Origin of the sequence: Streptomyces sp. BBFR2 (assembly GCF_044497305.1) — a bacterium.
Taxonomy (GTDB): domain Bacteria; phylum Actinomycetota; class Actinomycetes; order Streptomycetales; family Streptomycetaceae; genus Streptomyces.
Genome location: NZ_CP172415.1, coordinates 941,442 through 967,583 on the forward strand (window position 1 = coordinate 941,442; position 26,142 = coordinate 967,583).

The 26,142-nt window shown below is 75.4% G+C and carries 21 protein-coding genes; 13 read left to right on the plus strand and 8 right to left on the minus strand.

Annotated features, from left to right (window positions below; all coding sequences use genetic code 11):
* Positions 1-60: 60 nt before the first annotated feature.
* From ACGH2B_RS03355 to ACGH2B_RS03365, 3 genes are all read left to right on the plus strand, one after another.
* Positions 61-1,125 carry a biotin/lipoate A/B protein ligase family protein gene (locus ACGH2B_RS03355; protein ID WP_399083800.1) on the plus strand — a complete coding sequence of 355 codons (1,065 nt, stop codon included), beginning with the start codon at positions 61-63 and terminating at the stop codon, positions 1,123-1,125.
* A 182-nt stretch (positions 1,126-1,307) separates the two neighbouring features.
* Positions 1,308-2,579 carry a VWA domain-containing protein gene (locus ACGH2B_RS03360; RefSeq protein ID WP_399083803.1) on the plus strand — a complete coding sequence of 424 codons (1,272 nt, stop codon included), beginning with the start codon at positions 1,308-1,310 and terminating at the stop codon, positions 2,577-2,579.
* The gene (locus tag ACGH2B_RS03365; protein ID WP_399096660.1) at positions 2,579-3,457 is read left to right on the plus strand and encodes a hypothetical protein; all 879 of its coding nucleotides are present in this window, start codon (positions 2,579-2,581) and stop codon (positions 3,455-3,457) included. The genes ACGH2B_RS03360 and ACGH2B_RS03365 overlap by 1 nt, the downstream gene beginning before the upstream one ends.
* A gap of 425 nt (positions 3,458-3,882) precedes the next feature.
* On the opposite strand, the gene ACGH2B_RS03370 is transcribed toward ACGH2B_RS03365, so the two are convergent.
* On the minus strand, positions 3,883-4,884 hold the full coding sequence (locus ACGH2B_RS03370; RefSeq protein ID WP_399083806.1) for a TIGR03842 family LLM class F420-dependent oxidoreductase: 1,002 nt from the start codon (positions 4,882-4,884) through the stop codon (positions 3,883-3,885).
* A gap of 322 nt (positions 4,885-5,206) precedes the next feature.
* On the opposite strand from ACGH2B_RS03370, the gene ACGH2B_RS03375 reads away from it, so the two are divergent.
* The 3 genes from ACGH2B_RS03375 to ACGH2B_RS03385 all read left to right on the plus strand — a co-directional run bounded on the left by ACGH2B_RS03375 (position 5,207) and on the right by ACGH2B_RS03385 (position 8,107).
* Positions 5,207-6,919: a hypothetical protein gene (locus tag ACGH2B_RS03375; protein WP_399083809.1), complete on the plus strand. Its 1,713-nt coding sequence runs from the start codon at positions 5,207-5,209 to the stop codon at positions 6,917-6,919.
* Positions 6,920-7,058: 139 nt separating this feature from the next.
* Complete coding sequence (locus tag ACGH2B_RS03380; RefSeq protein WP_399083812.1) at positions 7,059-7,568, plus strand: hypothetical protein; 510 nt, start codon at positions 7,059-7,061, stop codon at positions 7,566-7,568.
* A 41-nt stretch (positions 7,569-7,609) separates the two neighbouring features.
* Positions 7,610-8,107, plus strand: a complete 498-nt coding sequence (locus ACGH2B_RS03385; protein WP_399083815.1) for a hypothetical protein — start codon at positions 7,610-7,612, stop codon at positions 8,105-8,107.
* Positions 8,108-8,439: 332 nt separating this feature from the next.
* Here the strand turns inward: ACGH2B_RS03385 and ACGH2B_RS03390 are convergent, their stop codons facing one another.
* On the minus strand, positions 8,440-9,204 hold the full coding sequence (locus tag ACGH2B_RS03390; RefSeq protein ID WP_399083818.1) for a MerR family transcriptional regulator: 765 nt from the start codon (positions 9,202-9,204) through the stop codon (positions 8,440-8,442).
* A gap of 84 nt (positions 9,205-9,288) precedes the next feature.
* Positions 9,289-10,680: a dihydropyrimidinase gene (gene hydA / locus ACGH2B_RS03395; RefSeq protein WP_399083821.1), complete on the minus strand. Its 1,392-nt coding sequence runs from the start codon at positions 10,678-10,680 to the stop codon at positions 9,289-9,291.
* Positions 10,681-11,137: 457 nt separating this feature from the next.
* On the opposite strand from hydA, the gene ACGH2B_RS03400 reads away from it, so the two are divergent.
* Positions 11,138-12,019: an ABC transporter substrate-binding protein gene (locus ACGH2B_RS03400; protein WP_399083824.1), complete on the plus strand. Its 882-nt coding sequence runs from the start codon at positions 11,138-11,140 to the stop codon at positions 12,017-12,019.
* Positions 12,020-12,044: 25 nt separating this feature from the next.
* Here ACGH2B_RS03400 and ACGH2B_RS03405 read toward each other — a convergent pair whose 3' ends face one another.
* On the minus strand, positions 12,045-12,950 hold the full coding sequence (locus ACGH2B_RS03405; RefSeq protein ID WP_399083827.1) for a YceI family protein: 906 nt from the start codon (positions 12,948-12,950) through the stop codon (positions 12,045-12,047).
* A gap of 243 nt (positions 12,951-13,193) precedes the next feature.
* On the opposite strand from ACGH2B_RS03405, the gene ACGH2B_RS03410 reads away from it, so the two are divergent.
* Together ACGH2B_RS03410 and ACGH2B_RS03415 are read left to right on the plus strand one after the other, a co-directional pair.
* Positions 13,194-14,972, plus strand: a complete 1,779-nt coding sequence (locus ACGH2B_RS03410; RefSeq protein ID WP_399083830.1) for a helix-turn-helix domain-containing protein — start codon at positions 13,194-13,196, stop codon at positions 14,970-14,972.
* Between the two features lie 456 nt (positions 14,973-15,428).
* The gene (locus ACGH2B_RS03415; RefSeq protein ID WP_399083833.1) at positions 15,429-16,274 is read left to right on the plus strand and encodes a heparin lyase I family protein; all 846 of its coding nucleotides are present in this window, start codon (positions 15,429-15,431) and stop codon (positions 16,272-16,274) included.
* A 7-nt stretch (positions 16,275-16,281) separates the two neighbouring features.
* On the opposite strand, the gene ACGH2B_RS03420 is transcribed toward ACGH2B_RS03415, so the two are convergent.
* Both ACGH2B_RS03420 and ACGH2B_RS03425 read right to left on the minus strand, forming a co-directional pair.
* Positions 16,282-17,595, minus strand: coding sequence for an aspartate aminotransferase family protein (locus ACGH2B_RS03420; protein WP_399083836.1), 1,314 nt, complete (start codon positions 17,593-17,595; stop codon positions 16,282-16,284).
* On the minus strand, positions 17,592-18,434 hold the full coding sequence (locus tag ACGH2B_RS03425) for a nitrilase-related carbon-nitrogen hydrolase (protein WP_399083839.1): 843 nt from the start codon (positions 18,432-18,434) through the stop codon (positions 17,592-17,594). The genes ACGH2B_RS03420 and ACGH2B_RS03425 overlap by 4 nt, the downstream gene beginning before the upstream one ends.
* 219 nt (positions 18,435-18,653) lie before the next feature.
* Here ACGH2B_RS03425 and ACGH2B_RS03430 point away from each other — a divergent pair, with 219 nt between their 5' ends.
* Entirely contained in the window at positions 18,654-19,094 is a 441-nt protein-coding gene (locus ACGH2B_RS03430) for a MarR family winged helix-turn-helix transcriptional regulator (RefSeq protein WP_399083842.1), read from the plus strand.
* A gap of 63 nt (positions 19,095-19,157) precedes the next feature.
* Positions 19,158-19,709, plus strand: a complete 552-nt coding sequence (locus tag ACGH2B_RS03435; RefSeq protein WP_399083845.1) for an isochorismatase family protein — start codon at positions 19,158-19,160, stop codon at positions 19,707-19,709.
* Here ACGH2B_RS03435 and ACGH2B_RS03440 read toward each other — a convergent pair.
* Together ACGH2B_RS03440 and ggt are read right to left on the minus strand one after the other, a co-directional pair.
* Complete coding sequence (locus ACGH2B_RS03440; RefSeq protein WP_399083848.1) at positions 19,690-21,177, minus strand: amidase; 1,488 nt, start codon at positions 21,175-21,177, stop codon at positions 19,690-19,692. The two genes, ACGH2B_RS03435 and ACGH2B_RS03440, sit on opposite strands and share 20 nt — an antisense overlap.
* Before the next feature lie 151 nt (positions 21,178-21,328).
* Entirely contained in the window at positions 21,329-23,149 is a 1,821-nt protein-coding gene (gene ggt, locus ACGH2B_RS03445) for a gamma-glutamyltransferase (protein WP_399083850.1), read from the minus strand.
* Positions 23,150-23,672: 523 nt separating this feature from the next.
* Here ggt and ACGH2B_RS03450 point away from each other — a divergent pair.
* Together ACGH2B_RS03450 and ACGH2B_RS03455 are read left to right on the plus strand one after the other, a co-directional pair.
* Positions 23,673-24,416 (plus strand): hypothetical protein, encoded by a 744-nt coding sequence (locus ACGH2B_RS03450; protein ID WP_399083853.1) that lies wholly within the window; start codon positions 23,673-23,675, stop codon positions 24,414-24,416.
* Positions 24,417-24,682: 266 nt separating this feature from the next.
* Complete coding sequence (locus ACGH2B_RS03455; RefSeq protein ID WP_399083856.1) at positions 24,683-25,783, plus strand: calcium:proton antiporter; 1,101 nt, start codon at positions 24,683-24,685, stop codon at positions 25,781-25,783.
* Positions 25,784-26,142: the final 359 nt, after the last annotated feature.

The window sequence follows — 26,142 nt, forward strand, 5'->3', positions numbered from 1 at the left end:
TGGGACGAATCAGGACGGATCTCGGCCGGCGCGGCCGACGGCGGGCGTGGAGGCGGCACGGTGCACGGCGAGTACAAGGTTCCCGGCGGCAAGCTCGTCGTGGTCGATCTGGACGTGGTCGGCGGCGTGCTGCGGCACGTCCGGGTGGCCGGGGACTTCTTCCTGGAGCCGGACGAGGCGATCGGCGCGATCGACAACGCGCTGGAGGGCGCCCCCGCCACCACCGACGCGGCGGGGCTCGCCGCCCGGATCACGGCGGCGCTGCCGGCGGGCACGGTGATGTTCGGGCTGACGGCGGAGGGCGTCGCGATCGCGGTGCGGCGGGCGCTGGCGCAGGCCACCGAGTGGGGCGACTACGACTGGCAGCTCATCCACGACCAACCGCAGCCGCCCGCCCTGCACATGGCGCTCGACGAGGTCATCACGGCCGAGGTGGCGGCGGGCCGCCGTCCGCCGACGCTGCGGGTCTGGGAGTGGGACGCCCCCGCAGTGATCATCGGCAGCTTCCAGTCGCTGCGCAACGAGGTCGACGCCGAGGGCACCGCCCGGCACGGCGTCACGGTCGTCCGGCGGATCTCCGGCGGCGGCGCGATGTTCGCCGAGCCGCGGAGCACCATCACCTACTCCCTGGCCGTCCCCGAGGCGCTGGTCTCCGGTCTGTCGTTCGCGGACAGCTACGCCTATCTGGACGACTGGGTCCTCGGCGCCCTCGGCGACATGGGCATCAAGGCGTGGTACCAGCCGCTCAACGACATCGCCACCGAGATCGGCAAGGTCGCCGGCGCCGCGCAGAAGCGGATGGTCGGCCCGGACGGCGGGCCCGGCGCCGTGCTGCACCACGTCACCATGTCGTACGACATCGACGCCGCGAAGATGCTCGACGTGCTGCGCATCGGCAAGGAGAAGCTGTCGGACAAGGGCACGAAGAGCGCCAAGAAGCGCGTCGATCCGCTGCGGCGGCAGACGGGGCTGCCGCGCGAGGAGGTCATCACGCGGATGATCGGCTCGTTCCGCGACCGGTACGGCCTGACGCGCGGCGCGGTCACCGACGCGGAGCTGGCGCGCGCCGAGGAGCTGGTGCGGACGAAGTTCGCGAACGAGGAGTGGACGGCGCGGGTGCCGTAACCGCCGGGCGGGGCCCGGCCCTTCGGTTACGGGCCGCCCCGGCGGATTTCCGGCGGGAGCGGGCGCGGGGTCCGGCTGGGCGGCGGGTCCCGGCCGGGCGGGCGCGGGCCCGTCCGGCGGGCCGCGTCCGGTATCTGACGGGCCGTTTTGTTCTGGCGGTGAATCCTCCATACGATCCGTCGATGATCATAAGAAAGCGGCTGGCGGCCGGGGTGTGCGGCCTGCTCGCCACGGTGGCCGTCGGCCTGCTCCCCACACCCGCCGCGGCCGGTGAGCCGGACGCGAAGCCCGTCCCGAAGGTCGAGCTGGTCCTCGACGTCAGCGGCTCCATGCGCGCCCGCGACCTCGACGGACAGAGCCGGATGGCTGCGGCGAAGACCGCGTTCAACGAGGTCCTGGACGCGGTGCCGGCCGATGTCGAGCTGGGTATCCGCACCCTCGGCGCCACCTACCCGGGCGAGGACCGCAAGGTCGGCTGCAAGGACACCAAGCTGCTCTACCCGGTCGGGCCGCTCGACCGGAACGACGCGAAGACGGCGGTCGCCACGCTGGCCCCCACGGGCTGGACGCCGATCGGCCCGTCGCTGCTGGCCGCCGCCGACGACCTCAAGGGCGGTGACTCGGCCCGGATCGTCCTGATCACCGACGGCGAGGACACCTGCCAGCCGCTCGACCCCTGCGAGGTGGCGCGCGACATCGCCGCCCGGGGCATCCACCTCACCGTCGACACCCTCGGCCTGCTGCCGGACGCGAAGACCCGTAAGCAGTTGAGCTGCATCGCGGAGGCCACCGGCGGTACGTACACCTCCATCCACCACACCGAGCAGCTCGGCAAGCGGGTGCACCAGTTGGTGGACCGGGCGGCCGATCCGGTGGTGACGCCGGTGGCGACCGAGGGCGCCGCGCAGTGCGCGAAGGCGCCCGAGCTGAAGCCCGGTCTCTACAGCGACCGGGAGCGCTTCGCCGAGCACCGCTGGTACCGCGTCGCGGTCCGGCCCGGCCAGGAGCTGCGGGCGTCGGTCAGCGTCGCCGCGGACCGGGCCGTCGACAACGACTACGGCGTGCTGCTGCGGGCGGTGACCGTCCACGGCCGGGAGATCGTCCGCGGTTCCGAGGCCGGAGACGGGCGCACCGACGTCCTCTCCACCGGGCTGCGCTACCCCAAGCCGGACGAGGACGCGCCGGACGGCAGCGACACCCCGCCCGCCGAGAAGGTCTGCCTCCAGGTCAGCAACTCCTTCTCCGCACCGGCGTCGGTCAAGCGGGAGCCGGGGCTGCCCGTCGAGCTGGCCGTCGATCTGGTGGACGCGCCGCGTACCGCCGCCGATCCGGCCGCCTTCGGGCTGGGCCGGGGCTGGTGGCTGCTGGTCACCCTCGCCCTGGCCGGTCTGGTGGGCGGCCTCGTGTGGGGCTGGATCTCCCGCTGGCGCATCTCCGTCTGGAGGACCAACTGATGCGGATCCCGCGCACCGTGACGGCGGCGCTGCTCGCCGCCGCGGCCCTGCTCACCGCGGCCGCCCCGGCGCTCGCGGACGACTCGGCGCCCACGGCTTCCGGCGGCTCCCCGAGCCCCGGTTCCGACGGCGAGGCGCCCGCGCCGACCGAGGCGGGCACCTCGTTCCGTACGGCCGCCCTGATGCTGCCCGGCCAGCGGGCCACCGCCGACGCCTCCACGGGCGACTACCTGTACTGGGCGGTCCCCCTCGACGGGGGTCAGGACGCGACGGTACGGGCGAAGGTGAAGCTGCCTGATTCGGCCCGGCACGCCGCGGCCACCTGGCGTCTGGACGTGTACGACGGGCTGCGGCGCCGTCAGGCGTGCCGCTACGGCATGCAGGCGCGGACGGCGACCGCCGACGCCGCGTCGGTGGAGCTGGCCTGCACCCTGCGGACCGTCCGCGCCTGGGCCGAGCCGTGGTCCGACGACCCGCTGCCGGGCCGCTACTACCTGCGGCTGACCACCACCGAACTGTCCCAGGAGGACCTGGGCCTGCCGGTGCGCGCCGAGGTGACCGCCGACGTCAAGGACGCGGGCGGCGCCCACGCCGTGGACGGGGCGCTGGCCGCGCCGCTCGTCCCGGGGGCGACCGGTTCCGACACGCAGGACCGGCCCGGTGACGAGGGGACGGACGGCGCCTCGGCGAGCCCGTCGGCCTCCGCGGCGCCCGCGGCCACGGCGGCCGAACCGGACGGCGGCTGGGCCTCCGGCTGGTGGTCCGACCGCTGGATCTGGACCGCGGCGGGCGGCGTCGCCGCGGCCCTGACCGGCATCGCCGGCTACCGCCTCACCGCCGGCCGCGGCCGCCCGTCCCGGGTGCCGCCCGGGGTCTGACGGGAGACCGACGGAGCGGACGTTCCGCGTACGTGCCACGGGCCCGGCCGCCATGGCCGGGCCCGTGGTGTGTCCGGGGGGGGCGGGGCGGACCTCTTGGGGTACGGCGGTGGCGCGGGGCCCGGGGTGCGGAACGGGTGCCGTGGGCGTGGGGCGGGTGTGGGCCGGGAGCCCGCAGACGTGGCGGACGGGCGCGGGCCGGGGTCCGGCCCGTGCGCTTCCGGCCCGTGCGCTTCCGGCCCGTGCGGGACGGTGCGCGGGGCACCGGAACGGGCACTTCGAGCGGGCCCGTGGCACGGACGGGCGCGGGCCGGACCGTGTGGCGCGTTTCCGGCCCGGGCGGGGCGGGCGCCCGGGGCGCCTCGGGCGGCGCGCGCTCCCGGGCCGCGCGCCCCGTCCCGGTACCCCGGCCCCGGGCGGCCCGTTCAGCCGTTCAGCGCCGGGATGACCCGTTCCCCGTACGCGTCGATGACGGCTTCCTTCGCGTCGTGCATGGCGTACAGCGCGAACTGGTCGACGCCCAGGTCCCGCAGGTGCCGCAGCTTCTCGATGTGGGCCTCGGCCGGGCCGAGGAGGCAGAAGCGGTCGACGACGGCGTCCGGCACGAAGGCGGTGTCGGGGTTGCCGGTCCGGCCGTGGTGGGCGTAGTCGTATCCGGCGCGCTTGTCGATGTACGCCGTCAGCTCCTCCGGGACGGCCCCGGAGTGCGCGCCGTACCGGGCGACGAGGTCGGCGACGTGGTTGCCGACCATTCCGCCGAACCAGCGGCACTGCTCCCGGGCGTGTGCGAGATCGTCACCGAGGTAGGCGGGCGCGGCCACGCAGACCGTCACCTCGGCCGGGTCGCGCCCCGCGTCCGCCGCCGCGTCACGGACCGCCTTGACCATCCGTTCGGTGAGGAACGGGTCGGCGAGCTGGAGGATGAAGCCGTCGGCCAGCCGCCCGGCCATGGCCAGCGCCTTCGGGCCGTACGCGCCCATCCAGACGGGCAGCCGGCCGTCGCGCACCCAGGGGATGCGCAGCCGGTGGCCGCCGATATCGGCCTCGCGGCCCTCGGCGAGGTCACGGATGACGCCGATCGCCTCGCCCAGCCGGGCCAGGGTGTTGGGCGGCCGTCCCGCGACCCGCATCGCGGAGTCACCGCGGCCGATGCCGCAGACGGTGCGGTTGCCGTACATGTCGTTGAGGGTGGCGAAGGTGGAGGCGGTGACCTCCGGGGTGCGGGTCGAGGGGTTGGTGACCATGGGGCCCACGATGAGCCGTTCGGTGTGCTCCAGGATGCGGCTGTGGATGACGAACGGCTCCTGCCACAGGACGGCGGAGTCGAAGGTCCAGCCGTAGCGGAACCCCCTCCGCTCGGCCCGGCGCATCAGCTCCACCACGGACGAGGCGGGCGGATCGGTCTGCAGAACGACTCCGAAGTCCACGCTGCACTCCTTCTGTTCGGCGTACGGGCGGCCTGTTCGGCGTGCGGGCGGCTCCGGGAGCACCGGCCGGGCGGGGCCGGCGGCCGTGCCTCGGCACCGGCCGGAGCGGTCCGCCGGGCCGCCCGACGCCGACGGTGCCGGAATCCTTCCACAACGGGGCGTACCGAACCTCGTACGACGCCACCCGTCGCACCTGGCCTCGGACCTGCGAAGACGTCCCCACGGACCCGCCGAATCCCGCCCCGCGCAAGGACGTTGGACCTCCTGCGGGGGTTGTCCACAGGGCTTGCGGCGGCCGGTGCGGGCGTGGGGTAGTGGGCTCATGAACGGGAACACCGACGCCCCGGCCCAGCGGCCCTTCCCGCCGCTCGGCACCCCGCTGCGCAGGCAGCGCAGGCTGTGGGGCCTGCTGCTGCGCCTGACCGGCTCGGCGCTGAACGTCGTCGCCGTCCTCGGCTTCATCGCCGCCGTCACCCAGATGGGCCGGGCGCGTTTCCCCGAGGATCTGCTCGGCACGCCGGGGTGGCAGCGGCTGCTCATCGCCGCCGTGGCGTTCCTCGCGAGCACCGGCGCCACGGTGGCCGGGCCCTGGCTGCGGCGCCACGGCCGGCGCCACTGCGCCCGGGTGCTGCGGACGGTCGATGAGGCCCGCGCCATGCCGTACGTGCTGTATCTGCGGCCGTTCGCGGCGGACCGGCCCGCGGCGTCCCTGCCCTCCCCGGGCGCCTGGCCGCAGTTCGTCAACCGCAGCGGGGAGCAGTTGACGACGGAGGAGAATCTGACGCGGATGTTCCGGGCATTCGGCCGGGTCATAGCCGTAGGACAGCCGGACGAGCGGCTGCCGCAGCCCGGGGCCGACCGCCTCTACCTCCCCTGGGACGACTGGCAGCCGGTGGTCGCGGCGCTCATCGACGACGCGCGGGTCGTGGTGCTGGGCACCGGCGTCGCCGAAGGCACCCTCTGGGAGCTGGAACAGCTCATCCGCCGTCGCGCCCCGCACCACGTCCTGCTGCTGGTCTACTCGGACGAGGAGGAGTACGCGGCCTTCCGGACCCGGGGCGACGCGATCCTCGCCCGGACCGCGGGCGGTACGGACGGGGCGCGCCCTGGCGCGGGGACGGATGCGGTGGGTGCTGTGAGTGCCACGGACAACGCGGGCAGTGCGGGGACCACGGACGCCGCGGACCCCGCGAGCGTCGCAGGTACCGCCGGCGCCGTGGACGCCACCGGCGCCGTGGACGCTGCGGGCACCGGCACCGCGGGCACCACCGGCGTCGGCGGCGGCGCAGATCCCGGCCCGCCGCCCGTCTTCCCGGACCATCCGCCGCTGCGCCGTCCGGAGCGGGCCGGGGAGCCGCCGCTGGTGCGGGGCGTCATCCACTTCGGTCCCGGCTGGGTCCCGCACTTCACCCGCATCGACCTGACCGCCTTCGAGGGCCGGCGCAAGCAGCGGGTCAAGCAGGCGGTCGCGGCGCAGTGGCTGCCCGCCTACCGCCACGTCCTCGACGGCGTCAGCGCCGAGGAGGACGCCGCCGACCGCCGGGACGCGACCGGCTGCCCGACCCTCGCCGCCCTGGAGGAACTGCTGCGGACCGCGGCAGGGCAGGGCGCGACGGAGACCGCGGCCGCCCCGGGCCCGGCCACCGCGCCGGAGGGCCCCGGTGCGGGAGCGGAAGGGACGCTGTTCCGGGTGGAGTTCACGCCCGGGGGCCGCATCCGCTCCGTCGCCCCCGCCGGTCCCAACGCACCGGCCCTCGACCCGCGCGGCCGGCTGGTCTCCCTCGCCGGGGCGGCCCGCGTCCCCGGCGAGGAACGGCCCGAGGGCCCCGAGGCCGCGGACGACGGCCCCTTGGCGCTCGACATCCCGTACGAATGGCTCCGCGCGCGACTCCGTGCGGTGCGCCGCCGGGGCGCGGCCGATACGGACACCGTCCGCCTCGACCTCGGACCGACGGGCCGGCTGCACGGCCTGGCCGCCGCACCGGCGCCGAAGCCCCCGCCGCCACCCGGCCCGGAGATACGCCCCGAGCCCTGACCACCACCCGGCTGTCCCACCACCGGCCCGTCCGCCCGCCCCTGGCGCACACGCCTTCGCGTCCCTCCGCGCGCCCGCCCGACCTCCCGACCGTGCGGAACTCTCCCTTCCATGGCTGGAGTTCGGCCACCATGAGCGCATGACCGGTATCGACGAAAGCCTCTGGAACGCGGACATCGGACCGTCGCACTACTCCGGCAGCGAGCAGACCTATCAGGGGGCGGTACTGGAGCAGTACAAGCTGTGTGTCGAGATGGCCGACCGGGTCAGTTCGCGGCGCAACCTCACCAACACCTTCTTCCTGACGCTCAACACCGCGGTCGTCGCCGCCGCGGCGGCGGGCGGCGGTGTGACGGGCGGTCACTTCTCGGTGTGGGTGCGGCTGGCCGGGCTGGTGATCCTGTTGACGCAGTGCCTGGCGTGGTTCGTGACCATGCGCTCCTACCGCCAGCTCAACGCGGCGAAGTTCGCGGTGATCGGCGCGCTGGAGCGGAAGCTCCCGGCCCTGGCCTACTCCGACGCGGAGTGGGGCGCCCTGGGCGAGGGCCGCGACTGGCGGCGGTACCTGCCGCTGACCTATGTGGAGCAGTGGGTGCCGTCGATCTTCGCCGTGGCCTACGTAGTAGGGTTCCTCGCCACCGTGGCGTGAGGCGCCCGGGACCGACACACGGGCCGAGGGGCGAGGTGGGAATGCGGACGATCGCCGTGACCGGCCACATGGATCTGGCCGAGGGGACGGAGAAGCTGCTGCGGGACGCGCTGCCCGCGCTGCTGCGTGAACTGTCCGCCGGAGCCGGGGAATTGACGGGCGTTTCCTGCCTGGCCCCCGGCGCCGACTCGGTCTTCGCCGAGGCGGTGCTCGACGCCGGGGGCGCCCTGGCGGTGGTCCTGCCCTTCCACGACTACCGGCGCTCCCTCACCGACCCGGCCGTACGGGAGAGGTTCGACCGGCTGGTGGCGGCGGCGTCCGAGGTGACGGTGCTGCCCTACCCCGAGGCGAGCCTGGCCGCGTTCGAGGCCGCCAACTCCGCGTTGCTGAGGCGGGCGGACGCCCTGGTCGCCGTGTGGGACGGGCAGCCGCCCGCGAAGGGCGGCGGTACGGCCACCACCGTCGCCGAGGCGCGCGAGGCGGGGCTGCCAGTCCGGGTGCTCTGGCCCGAGGGCGCCCACCGCGGCGCCGCACGGTAGCCGGGGCCGCGGGTCCCCCGTACCGCCCGTCGCCGGATCGCGTGCGGTGAGCTGGACGGCGACGGGCCGCAGGGCACGGCCGAGGGCGCCCACGGGGCCGGTCCGCCAGGGGCGGCGGCCACCGCAGCGGCACGGACCGCGGCCGGCCGTCGGGGCGGGACGGACGATGCCCCGCACCCGGGAAGTGACCCGGCCGCGCACGGAGCGCGGCCGGGTGACGAGCCCCCGCCCGGCGGCGAGCGTCCGGAACCCCGACGCGTACGCCGGTCCCCGGACCGCGGCCAGCACGGCCGCCGCGGCCACCACGGCCGGACGCCGGGCCCTCCGAGGTGTCAGCTCAGCCGGGCGTCGGCGTACGCCTCCATCGCGGCGCGCTGGTAGGCGGCCAGGCCCTCCGCGATCCGGTCGAAGTTGGCGCGGAAGCGGGGGTCGTCGGTGTAGGTCGCCGCCAGGCCCCGGTACGCCTGCGCGTTCGGGGTCCAGAAGCGGCAGACGCCGCGGTAGTGGATGTCGGTCTCTGCCAGGACCTCGGGGTCGGTGACGGGTGTTCCGGCCACCATGAACTCCGCCACGCGGATCATCTGGGCCGTCACCTCCCGCTGCCACCGCTCGCTCTCCTCACCCGTCATCGCCTCGGTGGCGCGCCGGGACTCCTCCCACGCCGCCGGCCAGCGCTCGCGTACCTCGGCCTCCATCTCCGGGTCGTGCTCGAAGCCGTCGAAGAGGTTCTCGGGGCGGTTGATGCCGTTCATGTCGGGGTGTTCCCTGCCTTCCTCCAGTGCGGCGAGGGTGCGGCCGACCGTCCGGGCCAGCGTCGTCAGCCGGTCCCGCTCCGCCAGCAGCCGGGTGTGGTGCTCGCGGAGTACGGCGATCCGGTCGGCGCGGCGCTCCAGCACCTCGTGGATCTCCCGCAGGGAGAGGCCCAGCTCCCGCATGAGCAGGATCTGCTGGAGCCGCAGGAGTTCCGGCTCGCCGTAGCGGCGGTGACCGTTGCCCCCGATGCCGGCCGGTGGCAGCAGACCGATTGCGTCGTAGTGCCGCAGCGTCCGGGCCGTCACCCCGCTCATCCGGGCGACCTCGGCGATCGACCAGGTCATCGCGGTGTCCTTCCTCGCCGGGCCGGTCTCTCCGGCCCTGTTGGAGACCGTAGAAGTTGACGTAACGGCAACCGCAAGCGGCGGTCAGCCCGCGTAGTGGCCCAGGCCCCGGGGGACGTAGACGCCGTGTCCGGCGCGGCCGGTGTGGCGGCGGTTCTCGATCACCGGTACGCCGCGGGAGAGGACCGTCTCGACGCGGCCGGTGATCCGGCGGCCCTCGTAGGCGGAGTAGTCGACGTTCATGTGGTGGGTGGCGGCCGACAGGGTCTGCTCGGCGTGCGGGTCGTAGATGACGATGTCGGCGTCGGAGCCGGGGGCGAGGGTGCCCTTCTTGGGGTGGAGGCCGAACATCCGGGCCGGGGCGGTGCAGGCGATCTCGATCCAGCGGCGGCGGCCGAGGTGCCCGTCGACGACGGCCTGGTGGAGCAGGTCCATGCGGTTCTCGACGCCGGGCATCCCGTTGGGGATCTTCGAGAAGTCGCCGCGGCCCAGCTCCTTCTGGCCCGTGAAGCAGAACGGGCAGTGGTCGGTGGAGACCACCTGGAGGTCGTTGGTCCGCAGGGCGCGCCAGAGGGTTTCCTGGTGCTCGGCCGGGCGCAGCGGGGTGGAGCAGACGTACTTGGCGCCCTCGAAGTCCGGTTCGGCGAGGTTGTCCGTCGACAGGAAGAGGTACTGCGGGCAGGTCTCGCCGAAGACCGGCAGCCCCTCGTCGCGGGCGCGGACGATCTCCGCGACGGCTTCGCGCGCGGAGACGTGCACGACGTAGACGGGGGCGCCCGCCACCTGCGCGAGCTTGATGACGCGGTGGGTCGCCTCGGCCTCCAGGAGCGCCTTGCGGACCTCGCCGTGGTACCGCGGGTCGCGTTCGCCGCGGGCCAGGGCCTGTTCGACGAGGACGTCGATGGCGAGGCCGTTCTCCGCGTGGGTCATCACCAGCGCGCCGTTGTCCGCGGCGCGCTGCATGGCGCGGAGGATCTGTCCGTCGTCGGAGAGGAAGACCCCGGGGTAGGCGGTGAAGAGTTTGACGGAGCTGACGCCGGATTCGACGAGGCGGTCCATCTCCTTCAGGGAGGAGGCGTTCACATCGGACATGATCATGTGGAAGGCGTAGTCGACCGCGCAGACGCCGTCCGCCTTGGCGTGCCAGGTGTCGAGCCCCTCCTGGAGGGAGCCGCCCCTGGGCTGGATGGCGAAGTCGACGATCGTGGTGGTGCCGCCCCACGCGGCGGCGAGGGTGCCGGTTTCGAAGGTGTCGGACGCCTGGGTGCCGCCGAAGGGCATCTCCATGTGGGTATGGGCGTCGACGCCGCCGGGGATGACGTACTTCTGCGCGGCGTCGATGACGCGCTCGGCCTGCCAGTCGTGGCTGCCGGGGGTGGCGAGGGCCGCCACCCGGCCGCCCTCGACGAGGACGTCGGCGTGGAGTTCGTCGGCAGCGGTGATCACCAGGCCACCGGTGATGAGAGTGCGTGTCACGTCCGGTCTCCCTCACTGCGCCACGGGTGCGTGCCGTGCGGCGGGCGGCCCGGCGCGGACGGCCGCCCGTGCCGCGGGCGGTGACCTGCGCGAGGCCGCCGTCCGCTTCCTTCCGTACGGGTGCCCGCGCGCGGCGGGCGGGCCCGTGCGGCGCCGGTTCCCGGGCGGGAAGGAGACCGTAGAAGCATGGCAGCCGCGGGGGCAATACCGTGTCCGCCGCCCGCGCGGGGCGGCCGTGTGGCGGCGCCGGTCATCCGGCCGGTTGAACGGGGCGGCGTGCGGTGCGCCCGGGGCGGTACGGGCCGGAAGGGGTGCGGGGTACGCGGATTGGGCAGGTAACCGACGCCGCCGGGGAGCGCCCCTCACCGTCCGCGGGACGGGAGCCGGGCCGGGCGACGCCGGGACGCGGCGCGGGCGGCGGGAGCGGGACCGACACCGGGCAGAGAGGCGACACGTCATGCAGCGGAGCACGCCGTGGGAGTTCTCCGACGACCGCGGGCGACTGGCGGTGGCCGGCGAACGGCCGTCGCGGATCATCGCGTACATACAGGCCGGGGCGACGCTGTGGGATCACGGCGTCCGCCCCGTGGGGCTCTTCGGGTCGCAGCACGACGGGGCGGTTCCGGACCGGACGAAGAGCGGGGAGCTGCCCCGGGAGGGCATCCCGTATCTCGGCGCGGGGGCGGCGCTGCACCCGGACACCGTGCTGGGGGCGGCGCCGGATCTGGTGGTGGCCGTCACCTACGACGGCGAGGCGGTGTACGGCCTGACGGCGAAGACGGCGCGGGAGCTGGAGGCGCACGTCCCGGTGGTGGCGCTGGGCGTGGGGCCGGGCCGGGGGCTGGCCGTGGTGCGGGAGCGGTTCGCGGCGCTCGCCGGGTCGCTCGGCGCGGGCGAGCCGGCGAGCGCCGCGGTGGCGCTGGACGACGCGGAGGACGCGTTGCGGACGGCGGCGGGCGACGGCCGCCGCCCCCGGGTGCTGGCGCTCTCCGCGGCCGGTCCCGAGCAGGCGTATCTGGCACGGCCCGGCGCCTGGCCCGATCTGCGGACGCTGCGGGAGCACGGCGTGGAGCTGCTGGAGCCGGCCGCCGGCCCGGGGGCGAACTGGGCGACCGCCACCTGGGCCGATGTCGCGGCGCTCGCCCCCGACATCGTGCTGAGCGACGTACGGGCCAACGCCGCGCCGCCGCAGGCGCTGCGCGGCGGCGCGCACTGGCGGGCGGTGGCGGCCTCGGCGCGGCTGGTCGGCTGGAATCCGGAGGCGCCGTGCAGCCGCCGGGCGCACGCGCGGTTCTTCCACGAGGTGGCGGCGGCGGTCCGCGGCGCGGCCGGGCGGTGACCGGGCGCGGGCCGCGGCCGCCGGGTCACTCCGGCGGGGTCGGGGTGTCGTGGCTGCGGTACATCGCCTGGACGTCCAGCTCCAGCTTGACGGTGGGGCCGACGACGGCGATGCCGCGGGCGAGCATGGTGCGCCAGTTCAGCGTGTAGTCCTCGCGGTGCAGTTCGGCCTTGGCCAGGGCCGCGCAGCGCAGCTCCTGGCCGTAGCCGCCGTTGACGACGCCGAGGTAGGAGGTGTCGAGGGCGACGGAGCGGCTGACGCCGTGCATGCTCAGCGAGCCCTGGAGCTGCCACTGCGAGCCGCCGCGGTGCACGAAGCGGTTGCTGGAGAAGTGGATGTACGGGTAGTTCTCGACGTCCAGGAAGTCCGCGGAGCGCAGGTGATTGTCGCGGGTCTTGTTGCCGGTGGTGATGCTCGACGCGTCGATCCGCACCTCGACGTGGGAGTGGGCCATGTCGGCGCCGACGCGGATACCGCCCTCGAAGCGGGTGAACCGGCCGTGCACGTTGGCCATGCCGACATGGCGGGCGATGAAGCGGATCGCGGTGTGCGGCGGGTCGAAGAGCCAGGTCCCGGCGGTGGGCAGCTCCAGCCGCCGGGCCTCGGACAGCCGTACCGGCCCGGGCTCCGCGCCGTGCCCGGCCGTGACCTCGACCGTCTCCTGATGGGGCTGGAGGGACTCGGCGGACACCATCACGCTGTAGCGGCCGGGCGGCAGCGCCACGGCGAACAGCCCGAACGGGTCGGTGGCGCCCTTGAAGATCACCTTGCGGCTGGTGACGGCGGTGACCGTGACGTCCGCGCCGTCGACCGGCTGCCCGTAGGGGTCGGTGACCGTACGGGCGAGACCGCCGGCGCCGACCGGCAGGGTCAGCCGGATGCCCGCTCCGCCGCGGGCGGACCGGCCACGCTGGAGGAAAGCGAGAGCCATCGTGTGTGCAACCTTTCATCGGCGTGCGGTGCGTGGCGCCGGACGGCGCGGCCGCGGGCCCCGTGCGGCGGCGGGACGCGCCGCGCCGGGCCGGTACCGCCACCCATGATCTTGGAACGTCCGGCGGGCGTCCGGGTGTCTCGAAATGAGACACCCGGACCCCGAGCGGGCCGTGTCCCGGGGCGCCGTGCGATGCCACCTCCCGGCCGCCGCCGTGCGCCGCCCCGGTACGGTGAGGCGGTCGTGAGCAGCACAGATTCCTTCCGCCCGGCGCCGGAGCAGGCGCTGATCCGCCAGGCGCGGGACCGGTTCCTCGCCGGGCTCCCGCTGCCGGACGGCGTCCCCGAGCCACTGGTGTCCGCCTGGCGCCGGGCCGCGTTCTTCGGCGTCCCCAGCGATCTGCCCGCCGCCGGTACGCCCCGGCCGGCGGGCGACGGCGCGCTGGCCGGGGCCGCCCGGCCGGTGCTGGAGCGGCTGGCCGGGGCGCTGGACGACGCAGAGCGCCGGGTGATCGTCGCCGACGGGCGGTGCCGGGTGGTGTGCCGGGGCGGTACGCCGTCGCCGGGCACGCTCCGTGACGATCTGTCGGAGGAGGTCGTCGGCCACAACAGCGCCGCGCTGGCGCTGCGGTACGGGCAGCGGTCCGAGTCGCACGGGCCCGAGCACGTCCTCGATCTGTGGCAGGAGGTTTCGGCGGTCAGTGTGCCGGTGCGGCGGCCGGGCGGGGTGCGGGCCCTGGGCACCGTCACCCTCGCGCGCGGGCTGTGCGCGCCGGGCGGCGGGCATCCGGACGCGGCGCTGGCGGAGGCGGTGGCCGCCGCGGTCGAGGCGGAGCTGGCGGCGCGGGGGCCGCGGGAGCCGGAGCGGCGGTTGCTGGACGCGTTCGCGCGGGAGCGGGCGGCCGGACGCGCGGTGCTCGCCTTCGACGGCCGCAGCCGGCTGGTGAGCGAGGCGGCGGCCGGACTGCTGTCGCCGGAGGCGGTGGCCGGGCTGGAGCGGCAGGCGGTGGCGCTGCTGGGCGCGGACGGGACGGCGGGCCGCTGGGACGGTGAGCCGGTGGTGCGGTGGGGCGGCGCGGTCGCCGCGCGGCTGCTGCCGGTGCGGGAGGCGGGGGCGGTGACCGGGGCGCTCGCGGTGGTCGAGGAGGATCCGGCCGGTACGGGGCCGGAGCCCGGTGCCGGGGCGGGCGCCGCGTCCTGTCTGCCGCCGGGGAGTTCGGCGGCCTGGCGGCGTGCCGTGGAGCGCGCGGTGGAGCTGTTCTCCTGTCCGCGGCCGCTGCTGCTGGCCGGGGAGCGTGGTACGGGCAAGACCACGCTGGGCCGGGCGCTGCTGCGCGGCCCGGACGGCGCGACGGAGCCGCTGACCGTCGACGCGGCGTCCGCGCCGGAGGGTGAACTGGCGGCGCTGCGGCCGTATCTGACGGCGGACGGCGGTGCCGGTCCGGCGCCGGTGGCGCGGCCGGTGCTGCTGCGCCACGCCGAACGGCTGGGCCAGCGGGACGTGGCGGCGCTGGTGGCACTGCTCGACGAACGGCCGCGGCTGCCGCTGATCGTCACGCACACCCCGGGCACCGAGGTCGGGCCGTGTCTGGCGCGGCTGCTGGACACCCTCGGGGCGCGGTCGGTGACGCTGCCGCCGCTGCGGGAGCGGCCGGAGGACCTGCACATCCTGCTGGCCCGGCTGTCCCCACCGCCGCCGCCCGGCCGTCCGCCGCTGACCTGGACCCTGGAGGCGGTACGGGCGCTGGAGGCGCAGCCCTGGCCGGGCAATGTCACCGAACTCGCCGCGCTGGTACGGGAGGTGGCGCGGGGGCGGCGGTCCGGCGGGCCGGTGCGCCGCGACGAGCTGCCGCGGTCGGTACGGCAGCGGGCCGCGCCGCCCCGTCCGGGCACCATCGAGCGGGCCGAGCGGGAGACGATCCTGGCGGCCCTGCGCAGCCACGGCGGCAACAAGGCACGTACCGCCGCGTCCCTGGGCATCGCCCGCGCGACGCTGTACCGGAAGCTGCGCGGGTACGAGTGACGGACGCGGCGGGCCGGGTGGGGCCGCCCGCGCCCGCCGCCGTGCGGGGCGCGCCGCCCGGCCCCGGCGCCGGTCCCCGCAGGTGCGTGCCCGGGGCGCCGTGCCCGCCGCCGGTGCCGCGAGTCCGAGCCGTCCGGCCGCGGCGCCGGTGGCGTCGGCACGAACTGTCCGCCCGTACCGCCGCCGGGCCACGTCGCGGGCGCGGGTCCGTCCCGCCCCGGGGCTCCGGAACAGGCCGCCCGCTGCCGCCGGTGCGGTGCGCGCCGCCCGGACGCGGCGCCGGTACCCCCAGGTGCGAGCCCGATGCGGCCGGGCCGGCGCCCGCTCCGGCCGCACGGCGCGCCCGTCGCACTCCGCCGCGCGTTTCCCGCGCGCCCTTGCCGCGCCTCTTGACGATTACTGGCAACAAACCTAACTTTCACGCGTCCCTCCCACCCCCCACATTCGGGAGATCCCATGAGAAGCACCTCAACTCGGCCTGCACGGTGGTTAGTTGCTCCGCTGGCCGGGCTGGCGCTGGTCGGCTTCTGGGCCGTCGCGAACGCCGAGGGCGGCACCCCCGCGCACACCCCCCGGCCCGCGGCCGACGGCGCCGCCCCGCCGCCCGCCCACCGCGCCACGCCCCTCTGGCGGGCCGATCCGGCCACCGGCACCAAGGCGTTCGAGGGCGTGGAGACCAAGCCGGGACAGGTCACCGTCGTCGACGACCCGGCCGGGCGGTACGGGAAGACGTACGCGCTGCACACCTCCGGGCACAAGGTCGACGACGCCACGCGGGTGCGGGTCGAGACGCGCGGGCACCGCGCCTCGGGCGGTCCGCTGCGGTTCTCGAAGGAGGGGGACGTCTTCTACATCGGCTGGCGGTCGATGTGGGGGCCGTTGCCCACCAAGAAGGGCGACTGGGTGACGCTGTGGCAGCTCAAGGACTACGGCTCCGGCGCCGCCACCCCGCCGCTGTCGCTGCGCGCCCGCGGTGACGGCACCGTCGATCTGGAGTACTCCGACCCGGAGATGAAGACCACCTACCTGTGGCGCTCCGGTCTGAAGCTCAACTCCTGGCACTCGTTCGTCGTCGGTCTGAAGATCTCCAAGGACCCGGCGAAGGGGTGGGTGAAGCTGTGGCACGACGGCGCCGCCCAGAAGCTGGCGGGCGGCGCCACGCAGTACCGGGCGGCCACACTGCGGGCCGACTGGGTCACCGACAAGTGGGGCGTCTACCGCTCCGACGGTGTCACCGGCGCGGCCACCGCGTACCTCAACGGTGCCGCGGTGGGCCGCGCCTACGGCGACGTCGCGCCCTGACGTTGCGTCAGGTGAGGTGGGCGCGCGCGTCGGCCAGCGCTCCGGCCAGCAGCTCCGCGCCCTCCTCCGCCTCGGCGACGTTCAGCGTCATCGGCGGGGCGATGCGCAGACACGCACCGCCCCGTCCGCCCTTGCCGACGAGCAGTCCGCGCTCCCGGGCCGCCTCCACGACCAGGGAGGCGGCCTCGGCGGACGGCTCGTCGGTGCCGGGCGTGACGAGTTCGACGCCGATCATCAGGCCCCGCCCGCGCACCTCGCGGACCAGGTCGCTCCCGGCGGTGACGGCCCGCAGCCGTTCGATGAGCAGTCCGCCGACGCGCCGGGCGTTGCCCTGGAGGTCGTGGTCGATGAGGTAGGTGAGGTTGGCGAGACCGGCGGCGGTGGTGACGGGGCTGCCGCCGAACGTCGAGATGGAGTGGGCGTCCAGCGCGTCCATCACCTCGGCGCGGGCGACGACACCGCCCAGGGACATGCCGTTGCCGATGCCCTTGGCGAAGGTCAGCAGGTCGGGCGGGCCGTTCCGGGCGTGCGCCTGCCAGCCCCAGAAGTGGTCCCCGGTACGGCCCCAGCCGGTCTGCACCTCGTCGCTGATCCAGAGGATGCCGCGGGCGGCGAGCACCTCGCGGAACGCGGCGTAGAGCCCGTCCGGCGGGGAGGTGAAACCGCCGACGCCCTGGACCGGTTCGGCGATCAGCGCGGCGACGCCCCCGGCGGTCTGGCCGAGGACGTCCTCCAGGTCGGCGACGCACGCCGCGATGAAGTCGGCGTCATCGAGCGAGGCGTACGGTCCGCGGGTGCGCACGCCGCCGTGGACGTAGAACGTCTGGAACGGGGAGAGGCTCGTCGGGGACCAGCTCGCGTTGCCGGTGACGGCGACGGTGGAGAAGGAGCGGCCGTGGTAGCTGTTGCGCATCGCCAGGATCTGGTGGGAGCGGCGGTAGGCGGTGGCGAACAGCAGCGCCGCGTCGTTGGCCTCGGTGCCCGAGGTGGTGAAGAAGACCCGGGCGTCGGGGATGCCGGAGAGCGCGGCGATGCGCTCGGCCAGCTCCACCATGGGGCGGGAGAGGTAGAGCGTCGAGGTGTGCAGGATCCGCCCGGCCTGTTCGGTGACGGCGGCGGTGACCTCCGGCAGGGCGTGCGCCGTCATGGTGGTGAGGATGCCGCCGAAGAAGTCGAGGTAGCGGTTGCCCTCGGCGTCCCATACGTGGCGTCCGGCGCCGTGGGTGAGTTCGAGCGGCCGCTCGTAGTAGAGGTCGAGCCAGGAGGGCAGCACCGCGCGGTGGCGGGCGAGCAGCGCCCCGGGGGCGCCGTCGGCCGTCACGGGCGCACCAGCCCCTCGTAGGCGTCGGGCCGCCGGTCGCGGTAGAACGCCCACTGCTGCCGGACCTCGTCGATCAGTCCGAAGTCGAGGTCGCGGACGAGGAGTTCCTCCGTGCCGTCGGCGGCGGTATCGCCGACGAACTGCCCGCGGGGGTCGACGAAGTAGCTGGTGCCGTAGAAGTCGTTGTCGCCGTACTCCTCGGTGCCGACGCGGTTGATGGCGGCGACGAAGTATTCGTTGGCGACGGCGGCTGCGGGCTGTTCCAGCCGCCAGAGGTAGGCGGAGAGGCCGCGGGAGGTGGCGGACGGGTTGTAGACGAGCTGGGCGCCGCCGAGCCCGAGCTGCCGCCAGCCCTCGGGGAAGTGCCGGTCGTAGCAGATGTAGACGCCGACCTTGCCGACGGCGGTGTCGAAGACCGGCCATCCGGCGTTGCCCGGCTTGAAGTAGTACTTCTCCCAGAAGCCTTTGACCTGCGGGATGTGGTGCTTGCGGTAGCTGCCGAGCACGGTGCCGTCGGCGTCGATGACGGCGGCGGTGTTGTAGTACACACCGGACTGCTCGACCTCGAAGACGGGGGCGACGACGACCATGCCGGTCTCGCGGGCGAGGGCCCGCATCCGGGTGATCGTCGGACCGTCGGGGACCGGCTCGGCCCAGCGGTAGTGCTCCGGCTCCTGCACCTGGCAGAAGTACGGGGCGTTGAAGACCTCCTGGAAGCCGATGATCCTCGCCCCCTGCCCGGCCGCCTCCCGGGCGTGGGCCTCATGCTTCGCGATCATCGATTCGGTGTCGCCCGTCCAGGTCGCCTGGACCAGTGCGGCTCGCACAACATCGGCCATGAACAGCTCCTTCGCCGTCGCGTCAGGCTGCGGGCCCACGCGGTCTCGGGCGGGCCCTGCGCGCGTGGAGGCGACCGTAGGCCCCGCCGCGCACCGGGGCAAGCCCCTCTCCGGTGCGTCGCCGGGCGCGCCCGGCACGGACGCGGCCGCACCGTGCCGCCCACCGGATATCGACAGGGAAACTTGCAAGTTTCCCTGTCGTCCTTCTACGGTGGCGGCATGGACGACGCGCAGAGCCCGGAGCCCGGACGGCTCGCCTCCGATCTCGCGGCGACGGTGGGCCTGCTGATGCGCCGCCTGCGGGCCGCCTCACCGCTCGGCGGGGTCACCCCGACCCAGCGCGCGGTCCTCGCCCGCCTGGAGCGGGACGGCCCGGCGACCACCGCGGAGCTGGCCCGCGCCGAGCTGGTCCGCCCGCAGTCGATGCGGCTGACCCTCGCGGCGCTGGAGGACCACGGCGTCGTGGCGCGCAGCCCGCATCCGACCGACGGCCGGCAGGTCGTCCTCTCCCTCACCGACGAGGGCCGGCGGCTGATCGGCGAGGCGCGCCGGGCCAAGCGGGACTGGCTGACCGAGGCGCTCGCCGAGCACCTGACCGCCGAGGAGCGGCAGACCCTCGCCGAGGCGACGGCACTCCTGCGGCGCGTCGCCGGACCGTGAGCCCGGCCGACCCCAACTCCCTTATCGCATACGCCTGTTGATGCCACCGTCCCTGGAGACCCCGTGTCCGTGACCACGCTCGACCCCGCCTGCGCCCTCGTCGTGATCGACCTTCAGAAGGGCATCACCGGGCTGCCCACCGCCCACCCGTCGGACGAGGTCGTCGCCCGCTCCGCGCGGCTGGCCGCCGCGTTCCGCGCGCGGGAGCTGCCCGTGGTGCTGGTCAACGTCACCGGTGGCGCGCCGGGCCGCACCGAGACCTCCCGCGCGGGTGGCACACCGCCCGCCGACCGGGCGGAGCTGGTGCCCGAGCTGGACCGGCGCCCCGGCGACATCCTCGTCACCAAGCAGCGGTGGGGCGCCTTCCACGGCACCGCCCTCGATCCGGAGCTGCGCCGCCGGGGCGTGACGCAGGTGGTGCTGGCCGGCATCGCCACCAGCATCGGTGTGGAGTCCACCGCGCGCGCCGCGCACGAGCACGGCTACCACGTCACGGTCGCCACCGACGCGGTGACCGACCTGGACGAGGCGGCGCACCGCAACAGCGTCGAGAAGATCTTCCCGCGGCTCGGTGAGACCGGCACCACGGACGAGATCATCGCCCTGCTGGGCTGACCTCCCCCGGCCCCGCGCCGCCCGCCGCCTCCGTGGCCGGGCGGCGCTCGTGCCAGCGCAGCGCGGACTGGAGCTGCGCGGTCAGCGACAGCAGCCGGGCGTCGCCGTCGGCGGGCCCGAGCAACTGCGCGCCGAGCGGCAGTCCGCCGCCGGTGAACCCGGCGGGGACGTTCACCGCCGGCCACCCCAGGACGTTCCACGGCCAGGCGTACGGGCAGGCGGCGGTCATGGCCTGGTCCGTACGGCGGCCGCCGAGCCCGGCGAGGGCGCCGATCCGCAGCGGCGGGGTGGCGGTGGTCGGCGTCAGCAGCACGTCGTAGCGGCCGAACAGGGCGCCGATCCGGCGGTGTTGGCGGGGTTCGGCGGCGCGCGCCCGGCGCAGCACGGGGCCGCCCAGCAGCCGCCCCAGACGGACCGCGCCGCGGGTGCGCCGGTCCAGCAGCGCCGGGTCGGGCACCCGCGCCGCCCACTCCCGCACGCCGTTGGTGGCGCGCGGCACGAACGCCAGGCCGATCAGCCCGTAGTCCGGGTCGGCCTCCTCGACGAAGTGGCCGAGCCCGGCGAGGGTGCGCGCCACCGCCGTCACCGCGCGCCGGACCTCCGGGTCGAGCGGGGCGGCGGTGAGGGTGAACGGCGGCGTGAAGGACAGCGCGATCCGCAGCCGGCCGGGGTCGCGGCGGACCGCCTCGGAGGCGGCGAGCGGTGGCGGGCGGTGCAGGTCGCCGGGGTGGCTGCCGCTCGCCGCGTCCAGCAGCAGCGCCGCGTCCTCGACGGTGCGGGCGAGCGGTCCGATGCCCGTGATGCCCTGGAACGATTCGGCGTCCGGCCAGGTGGAGAGGGTGCCGCGGCGCGGTTTGACGCCGACCAGATGCGTCCAGGCGGCGGGGATACGGACCGAGCCGGCGCCGTCGGTGCCGAGCGCGGCGGGCACCAGACCCGCGGCGACGGCGGCGGCGCTGCCGCCGGAGGAGCCGCCCGGGGTGTGGCCGAGGTGCCAGGGGTTGCGGGTGTCGCCGAAGGCGGGGCCCTCGGTGAACGGCCACTGGCCCAGTTCGCAGGCGTTGGTCTTGCCGACGACGATCGCCCCGGCGGCGCGCAGCCGCCGCACCACCTCGGCGTCGCGCGCCTTGGCGGGGAACTCCCCGGCGCAGCCGAACGCGGTGGGCTCGCCCGCCACATCGATGTCGTCCTTGACCGCCACCGGCACACCGAGCAGCGGCAGCCGCTCCCCCGCCGCGAGCCGGCGGTCGGCGTCCGCCGCCTCCGCCTCGGCGGCCTCGGCCCGTACCCGGCGGAAGGCGTTGACGGTGGTGGCGCGGGCGGCGATGCGCTCCAGACAGCGGCGGACGAGGGCGGCGGAGGTGGTCTCGCCGCGGGCCAGAGCGGCGGCCTGCTCGGCGAGTCCTTCCGGTGGTCCCTGGGTGCCGGGCGGGGACGGGCGGCGCTCGCGGCTCTCGTCGATGCTCACGGCGTGCGCCTCCCGGAGTGCGGTTGCGGACCGGCGGTCCCCGGGAGGCTATGCGGCAGGCGCCCGCCCGGCAACGACGCGCCGTGGCGGGGCGCGTCGTCGCCGGACGGGCGCGGGCGGGCCGGGCGGACGGGCCCGGTCCGGTGGAGGGTTACTTCTCGCTGACGACCATCGCCGAGCCGCCGCCGCGCCGTACCTTCTCGGCCGCGGCCAGCCAGCGGCCACCGGGCAGCGGCTGCACACCGGTGGCCGCGCCGATCTCCTCGACCTGCGTGAACCGGTGCCCGATGCCTTCCAGCCGCGCGCGGAGCGGGCTGTTCCACAGCGCCGGCTCCAGCTCCGTCTTCGCCGCGTTGCGCTGGCTGGCGCGGGGTGCGGCGATGGCGTCGACCAGCGGCATGCCCCGGTCGAGGTGGTTGACGAGGGACTGCAGGACGGTGGTGATGATGGTCGCGCCGCCGGGCGAGCCGAGCGCCACGACGGGCCGGCCGTGCTTCAGCACGATCGTCGGCGAGATGGACGACCGCGGCCGCTTACCGGGGCCGGGCAGGTTCGGGTCGTGGACGCCCGGGGTGATGGGCGCGAACGAGAAGTCGGTCAGCTCGTTGTTGAGCAGGAAGCCGCGCCCGGGGACGACGATGCCGCTGCCGCCGGTCTGCTCGATGGTGAGGGTGTAGGCGACGATGTTGCCCCACTTGTCGGCGACGGTGAGGTGGGTGGTGTTCTCCCCCTCGTACGTCGTCGGGGACGCCTTGCCGTAGGTGCGGCAGGGCTTCGGGTGGCGCGGGTCACCGGGCGCGAGGGGGCTGGTGAGGACCGCGTCGTCCTTGATGAGGCAGCCGCGCGCGTCGGCGAAGCGCTGCGAGGTCAGGCCGCGGACCGGCACGTTCTCGAACTTCGGGTCGCCGACCCAGCGGCCCCGGTCGGCGAAGGCGACCCGGCTGGCCTCGATGTAGCGGTGCAGGTACCGCGCCTCGCTGAGGTGCTTGACGTCGCTGCGCTCCAGGATGTTCAGCGCCTCGCCGACGGTGGTGCCGCCGCCGGACGAGGGGCCCATGCCGTAGACGTCGAGCCCGCGGTAGCGGGTACGGGTCGGGGCCTCGCCGAGCGCCTTGTAGTCCTTCAGGTCGCGCAGGGTGAGGTCACCGGGGCGGACCTTGCGGTCGGCGCCGGGGCGCACCGGGGGCTTGCGGACGGTGTTGACGACATCGCGGCCCAGGTCACCGCGGTAGAGCGCGTCGACACCGCGGCGGCTCAACTCGTCGTAGGTGCGGGCGAGATCGGGGTTCTTCATCGTCGAGCCGACGACCGGCAGTTTGCCACCGGGCAGGAAGAGATCGGCGGTGGCGGGGAAGTCCCGGAACCGCGCCTCGTTCTGGGCGGTCTGCTTGCGGAACGTCTCGTCCACGGTGAAGCCGCGTGCCGCGAGGTCGCGGGCGGGCCGCAGCACCTGACCCAGCGACCGGCTGCCCCACTTGCGCAGGGCGGTGTCCCAGGTGGCGGGCGTGCCGGGGGTGCCGACGCTCAGGCCGCTGGTGACGACGTCGTCGAACGGCAGCGGCTTGCCGTTCTCCTGGAAGAGGTCTTCCCCGGCGGTGCGCGGGGCGGTCTCGCGGCCGTCCAGGGTGCGCACGGTGCGGGACTTGGCGTCGTAGTAGACGAAGTAGCCGCCACCGCCGACGCCGGCGGAGTACGGCTCGGTGACGCCGAGGGCGGCGGCGGTGGCGACGGCGGCGTCCACCGCGTTGCCGCCCCGCTTGAGCACCGCGATACCGGCGGCCGAGGCGTTCTGGTCGACGCTGGAGACGGCGCCGCCGGAGCCGACGGCGACGGGCGTCTTGACCGGTTCGGGCGCGGGGTGCGGGGCGGCGGGGCCCGCCGGTGCGGGCTGGGCGACGGCCGGAACCGCCACCAGTGAACCGGCCAGGGCGGCCACGGCCCCCAGGACGGTGAGACGTCGGGCACGGGACATGAGGGGACTTCCTCCAGGCGCAGGGGAAACGCAGGTGGCGGGAGCCTACTCGTGGTGCTCATGCCGTGACAGCGGGGTCCAGCAGGCGGTCTCCCCGCGTCACCGCGATGCCTCATCCGCCCGTAATGACCGGGATGTTGAGGCGATGTCATGGAGCGCGTCCGGCCGTATTACGTCCGTAATCCGAGGTTTCCGGGCGGAGTGCTCGCGAGGAGGGTCGGCGGCGCGGCGGAGTGGTGGCGCGCGCCTGTCGCGGGGCGTCTCCCGACCGTTTCCCCAGCGCCCGGCCACCGCCTCCAAACAGGTGACGATACGTCAGGTACGCGCCGCACGGGCCTCCCCGGCCCGCTCCCGGAGGAGTGACAGCGCGTCGGGCTCGCCCCGCGTCTCGCCCGCACCTCGCCCTGGCACACGGCGGCGGCGTCGCTTCCCGGCCAACCGCGGCGCACGAACCGGGACGAGCCCCGACATCCGCCCCCGTCCGCTCGAACACACACCCGGACAGCGGTTACGCTCCCCCGCCATGAACGACACCCTGTTCGTCCTGATCGCCGCCGCCGTGGCGCTCGTCGTGGGGGCGGCGGCCGGCTGGGCCGCCTTCTCCGCGGCCGCACGCCGGAAGCTGACCCGCACGCAGCGCTTCTTCGGCTTGCCGGAGGGCTCGGAGTGCGTCCTGGTCACCCACCGGGACAGCGCCTCGGCCCACGGCAGCATCCCGCGCCATGACGCGCTGGCGCTGCTCGGCCTCGCCGCGGTCGTCGAGAACTGCCGGGCCCACCCGGAGGTCGCCCCGCACGACACCGGGCTCCAGGGTTTCGGCGCCCGGACGGAGTTCTGCGTCGGCGACCCGACGGCCCACCGCCGCCTGGCCGCGCACCTCGCGACGCTGCTGCCGGGCGTCGCCGTGCACCCGGGCGACGCGACCGGCGCCGACCGCGGGACGTTCACCATCGGCTCGACCGCGTACCGCATGGAGCCGGGCACCGTCGAGTACGTCCCGCTGGCCCGGCTGACGGCCGGGGAGGGCGGCCGCCCGGTGTTCCTCGCGGCCGGCCAGCGCCCGGTCACCCACCGGGCGGCCGTCCGCCATCTGGTCCGCAACCATTCCCGGCTGGCCCGCACGTACGGCACCGACGGCCAGTTCTGCGTCCTGCTGAAGGTGGTCAACTCCCAGGCGTACGGGCCGGACGTGATCGAACTCGTCGCGGACGTGACCCGCGCGGCCACCGCACCGGCCGAGCCCCGGGGGCACCGGGCGACGGCCTGAGCCCGCTGCGGACCGGGCGGCGGGGGGGGGCGGTACGGCCGACCGCCGGAGGGGGCGGGCGGGGCTCGCGCCCGAAGCGGAGCGGGCCGGTGCGTACCTGGTGCGGCGGGCTCCCGGCCGAAGCCGCCCGGCCCGAACGGTCCGCCCCGGCGTGCTCACGAGGGCGTACCCCGCGCCCCCGCACGGCGGTCCCTCAGGGCGGGCCCGCCACCCGGCGGGCGGTCGTCGGCGCGCGGGTCCGGGCGGGATCTGCCAGGCTCGTCAGCATGATCGCCCGGCTCCGTTCGACCGCCCAGCACTGGACCCGGGCGGTGCCCGTTCTCGGCGTCGTCCTGCTGATCCTGGTCTGGGGGAGGTCGCTGCCGGGCGCGCTCGTCGCCGTGGTGACGCTCTTCCTGGCGGGGTCGGTACTGGCCGCCGTGCACCACGCGGAGGTGATCGCCCACCGGGTCGGGGAACCGTTCGGCTCCCTGGTGCTCGCGGTCGCGGTGACCATCATCGAGGTGGCGCTGATCGTCACCCTGATGGCCGACGGCGGCGACAAGAGCGCCGCGCTGGCCCGGGACACCGTCTTCGCCGCCGTCATGATCACCTGCAACGGCATCGTCGGACTCTGTCTGCTGGTCGGCGCGTTGCGGCGGCGCGTCGCGATCTTCAACCCGGAGGGCACCGGCGCGGCGCTGGCCACCGTCTCGACACTGGCCGGGCTGAGCCTCGTCCTGCCCAGCTTCACCACCAGCGGCACCGGCGCACAGTTCTCCACCCCGCAACTGATCTTCGCCGCGCTGGCCTCCCTGGTGCTGTACGGCCTGTTCGTGACGACACAGACGGTGCGGCACCGCGACTACTTCCTCGCCCCGGTGACCCCGGCGGGCGATGTGCTCGACGACGACCACGCCGATCCGCCGTCGAAGCGGACGGCGATGATCAGCCTGGCCCATCTGGGACTGGCCCTGATCGCGGTGGTGGGACTCGCGAAGGCGGTGTCGCCGGCGATCGAGTCGGGGGTGGCCGCGGCGGGGCTGCCGTCGTCCGTCGTCGGGGTGGTGATCGCGCTGCTGGTGCTGTTGCCGGAGACCATCGCGGCGGTCCGCGCGGCCCGCCGCGGCCGGATCCAGACCAGCCTCAACCTCGGCCTCGGCTCGGCGATGGCCAGCATCGGCCTGACCATCCCCGCGGTCGCCGCCGCCTCCGTCTGGCTGGCGGGCCCCCTGGAACTGGGCCTCGGCCCGACCCATATGGTGCTGCTCGCCCTGACCGTCGCCGCGGGCACCCTCACCGTCATCCCGGGCCGCGCCACACCGCTCCAGGGCGGTCTCCATCTGACCCTTTTCGCGGGGTACATCGTGCTGGCGATCAGTCCGTGAGGGGGCGGAGAGCGGGCGCGGGGCGACGGTGAACCGTGGCCGACGGCGCCCTCGGAGCCATGCGATGCCTTGCGGCGCCTTGCGGTGCCTTGACCGGCGCGTCCGCGCCCCCGGCCGAGTACCGGTGGCCGGGCCCTCGCCGCCCCCTGACCGGTACCCCATGAAGCGCACCTCAACGACCGGCGCCCGATAGCCGTTGATCAGCGCATTCCCACCCCGACCCGCGCCCCGGCGCCGGCCCCCGCCCTCCCCGCCGATGCCCGGCGTCACTTCGACCGGCTCGCCCACCCCGGCACCGACGGCCCTCCGCCCCGCCCGGACGGCCCGAAGGTCCCGGCGCGCGCACGCCCCGGGCCTTC

Excerpts from the sequence above, each read along its gene's own strand:
- ACGH2B_RS03380 (WP_399083812.1), top strand. The coding sequence starts at position 7,059 with ATGACCGGTATCGACGAAAGCCTCTGGAACGCGGACATCGGACCGTCG.
- ACGH2B_RS03430 (WP_399083842.1), top strand. The coding sequence starts at position 18,654 with ATGGACGACGCGCAGAGCCCGGAGCCCGGACGGCTCGCCTCCGATCTC.
- ACGH2B_RS03365 (WP_399096660.1), top strand. The coding sequence starts at position 2,579 with ATGCGGATCCCGCGCACCGTGACGGCGGCGCTGCTCGCCGCCGCGGCC.
- ACGH2B_RS03450 (WP_399083853.1), top strand. The coding sequence starts at position 23,673 with ATGAACGACACCCTGTTCGTCCTGATCGCCGCCGCCGTGGCGCTCGTC.
- ACGH2B_RS03415 (WP_399083833.1), top strand. The coding sequence starts at position 15,429 with ATGAGAAGCACCTCAACTCGGCCTGCACGGTGGTTAGTTGCTCCGCTG.
- ACGH2B_RS03425 (WP_399083839.1), bottom strand. The coding sequence starts at position 18,434 with ATGGCCGATGTTGTGCGAGCCGCACTGGTCCAGGCGACCTGGACGGGC.
- ACGH2B_RS03455 (WP_399083856.1), top strand. The coding sequence starts at position 24,683 with ATGATCGCCCGGCTCCGTTCGACCGCCCAGCACTGGACCCGGGCGGTG.
- ggt (WP_399083850.1), bottom strand. The coding sequence starts at position 23,149 with ATGTCCCGTGCCCGACGTCTCACCGTCCTGGGGGCCGTGGCCGCCCTG.
- ACGH2B_RS03360 (WP_399083803.1), top strand. The coding sequence starts at position 1,308 with ATGATCATAAGAAAGCGGCTGGCGGCCGGGGTGTGCGGCCTGCTCGCC.
- ACGH2B_RS03385 (WP_399083815.1), top strand. The coding sequence starts at position 7,610 with ATGCGGACGATCGCCGTGACCGGCCACATGGATCTGGCCGAGGGGACG.
- ACGH2B_RS03375 (WP_399083809.1), top strand. The coding sequence starts at position 5,207 with ATGAACGGGAACACCGACGCCCCGGCCCAGCGGCCCTTCCCGCCGCTC.
- ACGH2B_RS03405 (WP_399083827.1), bottom strand. The coding sequence starts at position 12,950 with ATGGCTCTCGCTTTCCTCCAGCGTGGCCGGTCCGCCCGCGGCGGAGCG.
- ACGH2B_RS03400 (WP_399083824.1), top strand. The coding sequence starts at position 11,138 with ATGCAGCGGAGCACGCCGTGGGAGTTCTCCGACGACCGCGGGCGACTG.
- ACGH2B_RS03390 (WP_399083818.1), bottom strand. The coding sequence starts at position 9,204 with ATGACCTGGTCGATCGCCGAGGTCGCCCGGATGAGCGGGGTGACGGCC.